At 71.0% G+C, this 12077-nt stretch carries 9 protein-coding genes and 1 pseudogene; 7 read left to right on the top strand and 3 right to left on the bottom strand.

Annotated features, from left to right (window positions below):
• Both AADR41_RS38615 and AADR41_RS38610 read left to right on the top strand, forming a co-directional pair.
• A pseudogene (locus AADR41_RS38615) lies at positions 1-1286 on the top strand (TerD family protein); the annotation flags it as partial.
• 264 nt (positions 1287-1550) lie between these two features.
• Positions 1551-2564: a TerC family protein gene (locus AADR41_RS38610; protein WP_342286867.1), complete on the top strand. Its 1014-nt coding sequence runs from the start codon at positions 1551-1553 to the stop codon at positions 2562-2564.
• Between the two features lie 55 nt (positions 2565-2619).
• Here AADR41_RS38610 and AADR41_RS38605 read toward each other — a convergent pair whose 3' ends face one another.
• Together AADR41_RS38605 and AADR41_RS38600 are read right to left on the bottom strand one after the other, a co-directional pair.
• Positions 2620-3276, bottom strand: coding sequence for an MBL fold metallo-hydrolase (locus AADR41_RS38605; protein ID WP_342286866.1), 657 nt, complete (start codon positions 3274-3276; stop codon positions 2620-2622).
• Positions 3277-3286: 10 nt separating this feature from the next.
• Positions 3287-3976: a maleylpyruvate isomerase family mycothiol-dependent enzyme gene (locus AADR41_RS38600; RefSeq protein ID WP_342286865.1), complete on the bottom strand. Its 690-nt coding sequence runs from the start codon at positions 3974-3976 to the stop codon at positions 3287-3289.
• Between the two features lie 175 nt (positions 3977-4151).
• Here AADR41_RS38600 and uvrA point away from each other — a divergent pair, with 175 nt between their 5' ends.
• Positions 4152-7205, top strand: a complete 3054-nt coding sequence (gene uvrA, locus AADR41_RS38595) for an excinuclease ABC subunit UvrA (RefSeq protein ID WP_342286863.1) — start codon at positions 4152-4154, stop codon at positions 7203-7205.
• A gap of 249 nt (positions 7206-7454) precedes the next feature.
• Positions 7455-7883, top strand: coding sequence for a Rieske (2Fe-2S) protein (locus AADR41_RS38590; RefSeq protein ID WP_124718304.1), 429 nt, complete (start codon positions 7455-7457; stop codon positions 7881-7883).
• Between the two features lie 18 nt (positions 7884-7901).
• Here the strand turns inward: AADR41_RS38590 and AADR41_RS38585 are convergent, their stop codons facing one another.
• Positions 7902-8828 (bottom strand): hypothetical protein, encoded by a 927-nt coding sequence (locus AADR41_RS38585; RefSeq protein ID WP_342286862.1) that lies wholly within the window; start codon positions 8826-8828, stop codon positions 7902-7904.
• Positions 8829-9057: 229 nt separating this feature from the next.
• Between AADR41_RS38585 and AADR41_RS38580 the strand changes: the two genes are divergently transcribed.
• From AADR41_RS38580 to uvrC, 3 genes are all read left to right on the top strand, one after another.
• On the top strand, positions 9058-9705 hold the full coding sequence (locus AADR41_RS38580) for a papain-like cysteine protease family protein (RefSeq protein ID WP_342286861.1): 648 nt from the start codon (positions 9058-9060) through the stop codon (positions 9703-9705).
• Positions 9706-9709: 4 nt separating this feature from the next.
• Entirely contained in the window at positions 9710-10507 is a 798-nt protein-coding gene (locus AADR41_RS38575; RefSeq protein ID WP_342286860.1) for a hypothetical protein, read from the top strand.
• A 117-nt stretch (positions 10508-10624) separates the two neighbouring features.
• Positions 10625-12077 (top strand): excinuclease ABC subunit UvrC (gene uvrC / locus AADR41_RS38570; protein ID WP_342286859.1); only part of this gene is annotated, 1453 nt, incomplete at its 3' end.

Genomic DNA, 12077 nt, shown 5'->3' with positions numbered 1-12077 from the left:
CCCCCCAGCCGCCCGAGCCGATCGCGGAGCCCGCCACCCCGCCGCCCGGCGCCACGACGGGCGGGCCCATCAACTACGCGCACCCGCGCCGCCAGTCCGCCGCACCCCCGCCGCCGCCTCCCACCGCGCCGCCCGCCGAGCCGGGCCGCCCCGCACAGCCCGTCGCCGGGGACGCGACCGGCTGGTCCATGGACGAGCGCCTCTACAACCAGATCTGGGGCATGTTCGAGGACCTGGCCCGCACCACCGCCGCCTATCGCAGCGCCGTCGACTTCGCCGAGTCCCGCATGGGCCAGGAGCTCGACCGCGCCCTGTCCGACCCGCGCAGCCGGATCGGCGGCGCGGGGGACCGGGCCCGCGAGGAGGCCCGGACCAAGCGCGACGAGCTGACCACCCGCGCCCGCGAGGCCCTCGACCGCGACCTCGCCCAGCTCGTCGCCGAGGCCGCCGTGGTGGAACCCGCGCTGCCCGCCGCGTTCGCGGGCTGGGACAACCCCGTCTGGCACGCCTACCGCGTGCCCATGGAGATCCCCATGGCGCTGCGCATCGGCGACCTCCACCTGCCCGAGAACCCCGCCCTGCACATCCCGCTGCTGGTCCGGCTGCCGCTGGAACGCGGGATGTGGATCGACAGCGGCCGGACGACGTCCGATGCCGCGGCCCTGATGGACAGCGCCCGGCTGCGCAGCCTCGCCATGGAGTGCGCGGTCGCGCACGCGGCCCGGCTGCTGGCGGTCTACCCGGCCGACGAGTTCTCGGTCCATGTCATCGACCCGGCGGGCTCCGCGGCCGGAGCGCTCGCGCCCCTGGTCCGGTCCGGGGTGCTCGCGGGGCCGCCCGCCTCCGGAGCCGGGGGAGTGGCCTCGGTCCTCGCCCGTCTCACCCGCCGCGTCGACCTGGTGCAGATGGCGATCCGGGCCGGCGCCGCCGACTCGCTCCCGCCGGACGTGGACACCGGCGAGGAGCTGCTGATCGTCAACGACTTCCCGCACGGCTTCGACGACCGGTCCGTCACCCAGTTGCGCTACCTCGCCGACGAGGGGCCCTCGGTCGGCGTCCATCTGATGATGGTCGCGGACCGGGAGGACGCCAGTGCCTACGGTCCGGTCCTGGACCCGCTGTGGCGTTCGCTGCTGCGCGTCACCCCGGTCGCCGACGACCACCTGGCCGACCCCTGGGTGGGGCACGCCTGGACGTACGAGCCGCCCCGGATGCCGCCCGGCAGCCGGGTCCTGGAACAGGTGCTCGCCGCGGTGGCGGCCGCCCGTCGCCCCCGCCGCCCCTGACGGCCGGGCACGCCGGCACCCGACTCACACCCCTCCGACCAGCCCTTTTGGAAGATCTTTACCCTTCTCTTTACCTTTCCTTGGTGTTCCCTGTACTGTTCTTTGAACGGAGGGGAGTACTCCCATACGCGGCGTACCCGTCAATACGGACCGTGACCGGTCCCGGGGCGCCGGCCCGTGGTGCGCAGCCCGCGCGCCCGGGTGGAAGAGACCTCCGGCAGCGACGACGCTGATCAGTAGCCGTAGCGAACTGCCGGAGGCGCAGTGGACGTTTCATGGACCCTCTGGGTGCTGACCATTCTTGGTCTGTCAGCCCTTATCGCCGTCGATTTCTTCATCGGGCGCAAGCCCCATGACGTGACGACAAAGGAAGCCGGTATCTGGACGATCGTCTGGATCGCGCTGGCCGTCCTCTTCGGGCTCGGCCTGCTGGTCTTCGGCGAGAGCCAGGCCTCGGGCGAGTTCTTCGCCGGCTTCATCACCGAGAAGTCGCTCAGTGTCGACAACCTCTTCGTCTTCGTCCTGATCATGGCGAAGTTCTCGGTGCCCTCACACCTCCAGCAGCGGGTGCTGCTGGTCGGAGTGCTGATCGCGCTGGTGCTGCGGGCGATCTTCATCGCCGCCGGTGCCGCCGTGATCGCCAACTTCTCGTGGGTCTTCTACATCTTCGGCGCGTTCCTGATCTACACCGCCTGGAAACTCATCCAGGAGGCGCGGGCCGACGAGGAAGAGGAGGAGTTCGAGGAGAACCGCCTTCTCAAGACGATCGAGCGCCGCTTCGGGGTGGCCGACCGCTACCACGGCACCAAGCTCTTCATCCGGAACAACGGCAAGCGCGTCCTGACGCCGCTGATGGTCGTCATGCTCGCCATCGGCACCACCGATGTGCTGTTCGCCCTGGACTCCATCCCGGCGATCTTCGGCCTGACCCAGGACCCGTACATCGTCTTCACCGCCAACGCCTTCGCCCTGATGGGGCTGCGGCAGCTGTACTTCCTGATCGGCGGGCTGCTGAAGAAGCTGGTCCACCTGAGCTACGGACTCTCGGTCATCCTCGGCTTCATCGGGGTGAAGCTGGTGCTGCACGCACTGCACGAGTCCGGAGTGCATGTTCCCGAGATCTCCATCCCGGTGTCGCTCGGCGTCATCTGCGGCGTGCTGGTGATCACCACGATCACCAGCCTCGCCGCCAACAAGAAGCAGGCCCGGGCGGACGCCGCCGCGGAAGCGGCGAAGGCCGGCGACGCCAAGGACAAGGGAGCCGGCATAGGGGCCTGAGCGGAGGCGGGGGTACGGGTGCGCGGATCATGCGCCCGTACCCCCGCCGCCGTTGTCACCAGCCCCGGGCGCGCCACTCCGGCAGCTGCGGGCGCTCGTCGCCGAGCGTGGTGTCGTGGCCGTGGCCCGGGTAGACCCAGGTCTCGTCGGGCAGCGGGTCGAAAAGCCTGGTCTCCACGTCGTGCAGCAGACTTGCGAACGCCTCGGGGTCCTTGAACGTGTTACCGATTCCGCCGGGGAAGAGGCAGTCCCCGGTGAACAGGTGCGGAGCGCCGTGCGGGTCGTCGTAGACGAGCGCGATCGAGCCCGGGGTGTGGCCCGTCAGATGGCGGGCGGTCAGCGCGACCCGCCCGACGCGGATCGTGTCGCCGTCCTCGACGAGCACATCCGTCGGGACCGGGATGCCCTCGGCGTCGTACCGCCCCGCGTAGGTGCGCGCTCCGGTGGCCGCCACCACCTCGCCCAGGGCCTGCCAGTGGTCGCCGTGGCGATGGGTGGTGACGACGGACGCGATGCCGTCGTCACCGATCAGCCGCAGCAGCGTCGTGGCCTCGGCGGCCGCGTCGATCAGCAACTGCTCGCCGGTGGCCCGGCAGCGCAGCAGATAGGCGTTGTTGTTCATCGGGCCGACGGCGACCTTGGAGATCATCAGATCCGTCAACTCGTGTACGTCCGCACGCCCGCCGACCCTGACCGCTCCGCTGTACGTCATGGCTCTCAGCCTATAGCGGGGGCAGCACGGGCAGGGGCCCGCCCTCGACGGTCAGGGCGGAGCCGTCCCGCCGCCCGCTGAGCCAGCCCAGCAGCTCGGGCGCCGTGCCGCGGACCACGACGGCCCCGCCCTCCGCGCCGCCACCGGTCCTCCAGAGCCGGCCCGTGCTGTCGGTCACATTCGTCGGGACGACCGCGGGGTGCCCGGCGAACCGCTCGGCCAGGAAGTCGATCTCCCGGGCGGTGAACTCGTCGGACAGATCCTCCAGCTCGTAGCCGATCCCGAGGTCGACATGGTGCAGCTCGACCTCGACGCGGCGCCGGAAGGGGATCCGGGAGACGGAGTCCGTCACGCCGTTGCGCAGCTCGACCGTCCGCGACCAGTCGGCCGGGGCCGCCGCGGCGTCCTCCAGGCGGGCCGCGCTCCCGGCCAGGTCGGCCAGCTGTTCGGACCGCGGCCGGGGTGCGTCGCGCTCGATGTCGTGGTCGCGGGTTTCGCTGTCTGCGTACATGGGGCGGCCCTGGAGAACATTTACGAGCGCGTCGGCGTTACGAGAGAGGTGCGCAAGGACATGGCCCCGGCTCCAGCCCGGCAATCGCGACGGCAGGGCGAGCGCGGCATCGTCCAATTTCTCGGTGGCGCTGAGCAGCCGATCGGTTGCTTCACGTACGGCGTCCAGGTCGCGCGCATGATCAATCATGGGGCTGAGCCTAGCCTCGCCACTCATTCGGGTGAAGGAGTCCATGGGCGTCCGTAAATCGAATGTGCGTGCTATACGCTCGGAGTCGAAAGCTTCGTACATCGCTGTGGCGCCCCCCATACCCTGGGACAGGGGCTCAGTTCCCCCATTTCTCTCCAGAAAGGTGCGGACCGGCGTGGCCGACCGTCTCATCGTCCGTGGCGCTCGCGAGCACAACCTCAAGAACGTCTCGCTCGACCTCCCGCGCGACTCCCTCATCGTCTTCACCGGGCTCTCCGGGTCGGGCAAGTCGTCCCTCGCGTTCGACACGATTTTCGCCGAGGGCCAGCGGCGCTACGTGGAGTCGCTCTCCTCGTACGCCCGCCAGTTCCTCGGCCAGATGGACAAGCCGGACGTCGATTTCATCGAGGGCCTCTCGCCCGCCGTCTCCATCGACCAGAAGTCGACCTCGCGCAACCCTCGCTCGACCGTCGGCACCATCACCGAGGTCTACGACTACCTCAGGCTGCTCTTCGCCCGGATCGGCAAGCCGCACTGCCCGGAGTGCCGCCGGCCCATCTCGCGCCAGTCGCCGCAGGCGATCGTCGACAAGGTGCTCGGCCTGCCCGAGGGCAGCCGTTTCCAGGTGCTCTCGCCGCTGGTGCGCGAGCGCAAGGGCGAGTTCGTCGACCTCTTCGCCGATCTGCAGACCAAGGGTTACAGCAGGGCCCGGGTCGACGGCGAGACCATCCAGCTCTCCGAGCCGCCCAAGCTGAAGAAGCAGGAGAAGCACACCATCGAGGTGGTCATCGACCGTCTCACGGTGAAGGACAGCGCCAAGCGCCGGCTGACCGACTCGGTCGAGACCGCGCTCGGGCTCTCCGGCGGCATGGTCGTGCTCGACTTCGTCGACCTCCCCGAGGACGACCCCGAGCGTGAGCGGATGTACTCCGAGCACCTCTACTGCCCGTACGACGACCTCTCCTTCGAGGAGCTCGAACCGCGCTCCTTCTCCTTCAACTCGCCCTTCGGCGCCTGCCCCGACTGCACGGGTATCGGCACGCGGATGGAGGTCGACCCGGAGCTGATCGTCCCCGACGAGGAGAAGTCGCTCGACGAGGGAGCGATCCACCCCTGGTCGCACGGCCACACCAAGGAGTACTTCGGCCGGCAGATCAGCGCCCTCGCCGACGCCCTCGGATTCCGTACGGACATCCCCTGGGCCGGGCTGCCGCAGCGCGCCAAGAAGGCCCTGCTCCACGGTCACAAGATCCAGACCGAGGTCCGCTACCGCAACCGCTACGGGCGGGAGCGCGCGTACACCACGCCCGCCTTCGAAGGCGCGGTGCAGTTCGTCAAGCGGCGGCACTCCGACGCCGAGAGCGACTCCAGCCGGGAGCGCTTCGAGGGCTACATGCGCGAGGTGCCCTGCCCGACCTGTGAGGGCACCAGGCTGAAGCCGATCGTCCTGGCGGTGACGGTGATGGAGAAGTCCATCGCCCAGGTCGCCGCGATGTCGATCAGCGAGTGCGCCGAGTTCCTCGGCCGGATGAAGCTCAACGCCCGCGACAAGAAGATCGCCGAGCGGGTGCTGAAGGAGGTCAACGAGCGGCTGAAGTTCCTCGTCGACGTCGGCCTCGACTACCTCTCGCTCAACCGGGCGGCCGGCACCCTGTCCGGCGGCGAGGCCCAGCGCATCCGGCTCGCCACCCAGATCGGCTCCGGCCTGGTCGGTGTGCTGTACGTGCTGGACGAGCCGTCCATCGGCCTGCACCAGCGGGACAACCACCGGCTGATCGAGACCCTGGTCCGGCTCCGCGACATGGGCAACACGCTCATCGTCGTCGAGCACGACGAGGACACCATCAAGGTCGCCGACTGGGTCGTCGACATCGGCCCCGGTGCCGGTGAGCACGGCGGCAAGGTGGTCCACTCCGGATCGCTCAAGGAACTGCTGGCCAACGGGGAGTCGATCACCGGCCAGTATCTGACCGGCAAGAAGCAGATTCCGATGCCGGACATCCGTCGCCCCGTCGACCCGCAGCGCAGGCTCACCGTGCACGGCGCCCGGGAGAACAACCTCCAGGACATCGACGTCTCCTTCCCGCTCGGCCTGCTCACGGCCGTCACGGGCGTCTCGGGTTCGGGCAAGTCGACGCTGGTCAACGACATCCTCTACACCCACCTGGCGCGCGAGCTGAACGGCGCCAAGTCGGTCCCCGGCCGGCACACCCGGGTCGACGGCGACGACCTGGTCGACAAGGTCGTGCACGTCGACCAGTCGCCCATCGGCCGGACCCCCCGGTCCAACCCGGCCACGTACACCGGTGTCTTCGACCACGTCCGCAAGCTGTTCGCGGAGACGATGGAGGCGAAGGTGCGCGGCTATCTGCCGGGCCGCTTCTCCTTCAACGTCAAGGGCGGCCGCTGCGAGAACTGCTCCGGCGACGGCACCATCAAGATCGAGATGAACTTCCTGCCCGACGTGTACGTCCCGTGCGAGGTCTGCCACGGCGCGCGCTACAACCGGGAGACCCTGGAGGTCCACTACAAGGGCAAGTCCATCGCCGAGGTGCTGGACATGCCGATCGAGGAGGGCCTGGAGTTCTTCGAGGCCGTCCCGACGATCGCCCGACACCTCCGCACGCTCAACGAGGTGGGCCTCGGATATGTGCGGCTCGGCCAGTCCGCGCCGACCCTCTCCGGTGGTGAGGCGCAGCGCGTGAAGCTCGCCAGCGAGCTCCAGAAGCGCTCCACCGGCCGCACGGTCTACGTCCTGGACGAGCCGACCACAGGTCTGCACTTCGAGGACATCAGCAAGCTCATCAAGGTGCTCTCCGGGCTGGTCGACAAGGGCAACTCGGTGATCGTCATCGAGCACAACCTCGATGTGATCAAGACCGCGGACTGGGTCATCGACATGGGCCCCGAAGGCGGCAGCGGCGGCGGTCTGGTCATTGCCGAGGGGACTCCGGAGCAGGTCGCCGGGGTTCCGGCCAGCCACACCGGCAAGTTCCTCCAGTCCATCCTGGATCCGGAGCGGGTGAGCGAGGCCGCGGTGCCCGCGGCCCGCAAGCCGGTGCGGAAGGCGGCCGCGAAGAAGGCGGTCGCCGCGAAGTCGGCCCCGGCCAGGAGGACGGCCACGGCCCGTACGGGCACGGACCGGACCGCGAAGTCCGCCACGGCGGCCGGGACGGCTGCGGCGAAGAAGCCCGCGGCGAAGAAGGCGACCCGCACGCGCAAGGCCTGACGACAGGCCCCAGGGCGGAACAAGGCGGCGGCTCCCGGATCCCCGGGGGCCGCCGCCCCCGTTTCTCCGCCATGCCCGAGCCGCTGACCAGGGACGACCGGCCTCGGGTGGCCCGGCCGCAGGGTCGTCCGGCTCCGCCGGTATCGTCGGTTCTGTCACCGATGGCGCCGATGCCCGCGGTACTGCTGGTACTCGCGGTGCCTCAGCCGTGTCCGGTGCCCGTCCGCCCCTTTGACCAGTGGAGACCGCATGTCCGGCCAGCCCGCCGCCCGCCGTACCGTGCTGAAGGGCGCCGCTCTCGCCGGCGCCGCCGGGCTGGGAGTGGCCGCCTGCTCGACCGAGTCGAAGCTCGGCCACGCCGAGACGCCGACACCGACCGCCCCCGTCGAGCTCGGCGCGCCGGACGACATTCCGGTCGGCGGATCCAAGCTCTTCCGCAACGAGCGGGTCATCGTGAACTGCCCGGCCAAGGGCCAGTACAAGGCGTTCAGCGCCCAGTGCACCCACGCGGGCTGCCTGCTGGACAAGGTCGAGGACAACGTGGGTACGTGCCCCTGCCACGGCAGCCACTTCGACACGACGACCGGCAAGGCGATGCGCGGCCCGGCGACCGCGCCGCTGCCCGCGGTCCCGGTCAGGGTCGAGGGCGGCCGGCTGGTCGCGGGCCCCGACGCCTGACACCGGCCGGGGACGGAGTCACTCCCAGTCCCAGTCGATGCCGACCAGACCGGGCCGCACACCCTGCTCCACGAGGTGGACGGTCCGGTGCCGGCCGGTCAGCGTGAGATCGGTGCGGGCGCCGCGTGGTGCCCCCGCCGAGACCTGGGCGAAGCGTCGGCACCGTACCGGCAGCGCGGCCTCGTCGAAGGCCACCTGGAGCACGTACTGCCCGCCGCCGAAGCTGAACCCCCGCACGTACTCGCCGCTCGGCCCTCCCGTGCCGTCGTCGAAGCCGTAGCCGAAGAGGTAGGTGTCACCCGCCCTCAGCCGGGTGTCGAAGAGCAGCTCCGCGACCAGGACCCCGGTACCGCGGTCCCAGCGGACCCGCCCGGTCCGGCAGTTCTCGCGGGCCGTCACCGTCACCCGCGCCGGATCGCAGCCCGGATCGCCCCGGTGGACGGCGAGATAGCGGTCGATGTCGTCCCGGTGGGCGCGCACCACATGCTGCGATTCGCGCTGCCGCAGCTCCCGGCCGGGGCCGATCCGCACCCGCTCGTGGTGCCCCACCGTGTGCAGCCCGCCGTCCACCGGTGACCCCATGGCCGTCAGCAGCCGCTCCACGGCGCCGGACGACTCCAACAGGGAGCGGTACGAACGTGCGGCCGGACGGTCGGCCTCCGGGCGGGGACTCCCGCCTCCGAGCAACCGGAGCAGCGAGTTCCCCGGCAGCTCCAGCACCTCCTCCAGCGCCTTCACGGCCCGCAGGGACTCGGCGCGCTGCGGGCGTCTGGCCCCCTGCTGCCAGTAACTCAGGCTCGTCACCCCGACCTTGACGCCGCGGTGCGCGAGATGGTGCTGCACCCGCTGGAGCGGCAGCCCCCGCACCGAGAGCGCGGTGCGCAGCGCCAGATGGAACGGGCCGGTGTGCAGCACCTGTGCCAGCTCGGCCTCGGTGCGCCGCATGGGGTCCTCCAGGTGAACGTTCACGACGCGGGGCGGGGGGACCGCGTCGGCGGGGGCGGTGCCGCAGGTGGCCGGGGCGCGGCCGTTCACGTATCCGCCACGCCGTTCACACCGCGATGTTCCCCCGCATTGAAGCGTGTTGACCCGCCCCCGACAACGGTTGATGCTCCTCGGACAGCGTCCGGACGCGCTCCTGTGATCCCACACCCCCCGCCTCGGGAGGAACGTCATGCGTATCCGAAGAATCCGAACGGGACGGCTCCCGGCCCTGGCCGCGCTGGCCGCCGTGCTCCTCGCCGCTCCGACGGCGACCGCCTCGGCGGCCCCGGCCCCGGTCGCGGCCCCGGCGCCCGCCCGGGCCGCCGCCGCGACCGGTGAGGCCGCCGCCGGTGTCGCCGCGACCCAGCGGCTGAACATCACCATGCAGGCCCAGCAGAAGACCAACTGGTGCTGGGCGGCGTCCGGCAACACCATCGCCGCCTGGTTCGGCCGCAACTACTCGCAGAACCAGTTCTGCAACGCCGCCTTCGGCCGCGCACAGGGCTACGAGTGCCCCAACTCGCAGGCCACGCTGGGCAACGTCCAGGACGGTCTGTACTGGGCAGGCATCAACCCCGGTTCGTACGTCACCGGCTGGCTGCGCTACCCCACCGTCCAGGCCGAGATCGCCGCGGGCCGGCCGGTCGAGACCCGTATCCAGTGGTCGTCGGGCGGCGGCCACATGCATGTCCTGTACGGCTACGACGATGCAGACGACCGGGTCTACTGGGGCGATCCCTGGCCCTCCAACAACCGATACAACTGGGCGTCGCACGACTGGTACGTGAACAACAACGAGTTCTCCTGGACCCACTCGCTCTACCGGATCGGGGCGTGACGGAATGATCCCCAGCACCGCCCGCACCGCACACCACTCACGCACCGTCCGCACCGCTGCCGCGTCCCTGGCCGCCACCGGCATCCTGACCGGCGCCGCGCTGCTGACCGTGGTCGCCCCCGGGGCGGCCGCCGCCACCGGACCCACCGCCGGCCCGGCAGCCCTGGCGGCCGCCCGGCACGCGGCCGCCGGGCCCGCGACCCTGGACACCCTGGCCCGGTTCTTCGCCCGCGAGGGCGCGGTCACCAGGTCGGCGGCCGCGCCGCGCATCGAGGGCGCGGCCGTCCCCGTGAACACCCTCGACCCGGACTTCGTGGCCGGGAAGCCGGGAGCGCCCGTCGCCAGGCTGGACTTCCTCGCCACCACGGCCGTCTCCTCGGACGGCCGGAAGGCCTCCCTGTGGACCCTTCCGAAGGAAGGGAAGGACGGCGGCTGGCAGGTGGTGAACATCGCCAGCGGTGACGACGAGACGAGGTACGCGGCCGAGGGCGCCCGCAGGCTCCCCGGCGGGACGGTCTTCCGCGAGCCGCAGACCGACGCCTGGTTCGTCCAGAAGGGGACGAAGGTGCTCCCCCTGGACCGGGACGCGGTCCGCGCGGTCGGCGCCCGCGGCACCACGCTGGCCGCCTACCGCGCCCGGGTGCGCGCCGCCTACGGCGACAAGCTCCCCGGCTCGGGATACGCCCGTTCCGGCAAGGCGGGAGGCTACGCCCAGCCCGCCGCCGGAGCGGGCGCCCTCGTCGTGCTCGCCCTCGGCGGACTCTCCGTGCTGCGCAACCGTCGCCGCCGGGAGACCCCGTGACCGGAGGCGGCACCCACTGACCCGTGCTCCGGGGCGCGCTCCCGCGATCCGCGCCCCGGAGCACGGCACCACTTCCGGGCGGCCGCACTGTCACTGCCCGCAAGTAGGGTGGGACACATGGCAGACCCCTCCAGCTACCGCCCCAAGCCGGGACAGATCCCCGACTCCCCGGGGGTCTACAAATTCCGCGACGAACACCGCCGGGTGATCTACGTCGGAAAGGCCAAGAACCTGCGCCAGCGCCTGGCCAATTACTTCCAGGACCTGGCCGCGCTCCATCCGCGTACGCGCACGATGGTCACCACGGCCGCCTCGGTGGAATGGACGGTCGTCTCCACGGAGGTCGAGGCCCTCCAGCTGGAGTACTCCTGGATCAAGGAGTTCGACCCCCGGTTCAACGTCAAGTACCGCGACGACAAGAGCTATCCGTATCTCGCGGTCACGCTGGGCGAGGAGTTCCCGCGCGTCCAGGTGATGCGCGGGGCCAAGAAGAAGGGCGTGCGCTACTTCGGCCCGTACGGGCACGCCTGGGCGATCCGCGAGACGGTCGACCTGATGCTCCGGGTCTTCCCGGTGCGTACGTGCTCCGCCGGCGTCTTCAAGAACGCCGCCCGGACCGGCCGCCCCTGCCTCCTCGGCTACATCGGCAAGTGCTCGGCCCCCTGCGTGGGCCGCGTCACCCCCGAGGAGCACCGCGAACTGGCCGACGACTTCTGCGACTTCATGGCCGGCCGGACCGGTACGTACATCCGCCGCCTGGAGAAGGACATGATGGCGGCGGCCGAGGACATGGAGTACGAGCGGGCGGCCCGGCTCCGCGACGACGTGGAGGCCCTCAAGCGGGCCATGGAGAAGAGCGCCGTCGTGCTCGCCGACGCCACCGACGCCGACCTGATCGCGGTCGCCGAGGACGAGCTCGAAGCCGCTGTCCAGATCTTCCACGTGCGCGGCGGCCGGGTGCGCGGGCAGCGCGGCTGGGTCACCGACAAGGTCGAGAACGTCGACACCTCGGGCCTGGTCGAGCACGCCCTCCAGCAGCTGTACGGCGAGGAGGCGGGCGACTCGGTCCCCAAGGAGGTCCTCGTCCCGGCCCTGCCCGAGGACCCGGACGCGGTCTCCCAGTGGCTCGCCGGCCGCCGGGGCTCCCAGGTCAGCCTGCGCATCCCGCAGCGCGGCGACAAGAAGGACCTCATGGCGACGGTCCAGCGCAACGCCCTGCAGGCCCTGGGGCTGCACAAGACCAAGCGCGCCTCCGACCTGACCACCCGCTCCCGCGCCCTGGAGGAGATCGCTCAGGCGCTCGGCCTCGACACCGCCCCGCTGCGCATCGAGTGCTTCGACATCTCGCACCTCCAGGGCGACGACGTGGTCGCCTCCATGGTCGTCTTCGAGGACGGCCTCGCCCGCAAGAGCGAGTACCGCCGCTTCCAGATCAAGGGCTTCGAGGGCCAGGACGACGTCCGCTCGATGCACGAGGTGATCGGCCGCCGCTTCAAGCGCTACCTCCAGGAGAAGGAACGTACGGGGGAGTGGGAGGAGACCCCCGCCCCGACCGGGCCGGTCCCGGCAC

Source organism: Streptomyces sp. CLV115 (assembly GCF_038448545.1).
Classification (GTDB): Bacteria; Actinomycetota; Actinomycetes; order Streptomycetales; family Streptomycetaceae; genus Streptomyces; species Streptomyces sanglieri.
This window is presented reverse-complemented; position numbering and strand designations above follow the sequence as displayed.

Excerpts from the sequence above, each read along its gene's own strand:
- AADR41_RS38605 (WP_342286866.1), bottom strand. The coding sequence starts at position 3,276 with ATGACGTACAGCGGAGCGGTCAGGGTCGGCGGGCGTGCGGACGTACAC.
- AADR41_RS38600 (WP_342286865.1), bottom strand. The coding sequence starts at position 3,976 with ATGATTGATCATGCGCGCGACCTGGACGCCGTACGTGAAGCAACCGAT.
- AADR41_RS38590 (WP_124718304.1), top strand. The coding sequence starts at position 7,455 with ATGTCCGGCCAGCCCGCCGCCCGCCGTACCGTGCTGAAGGGCGCCGCT.
- AADR41_RS38585 (WP_342286862.1), bottom strand. The coding sequence starts at position 8,828 with ATGCGGCGCACCGAGGCCGAGCTGGCACAGGTGCTGCACACCGGCCCG.
- AADR41_RS38580 (WP_342286861.1), top strand. The coding sequence starts at position 9,058 with ATGCGTATCCGAAGAATCCGAACGGGACGGCTCCCGGCCCTGGCCGCG.
- AADR41_RS38575 (WP_342286860.1), top strand. The coding sequence starts at position 9,710 with ATGATCCCCAGCACCGCCCGCACCGCACACCACTCACGCACCGTCCGC.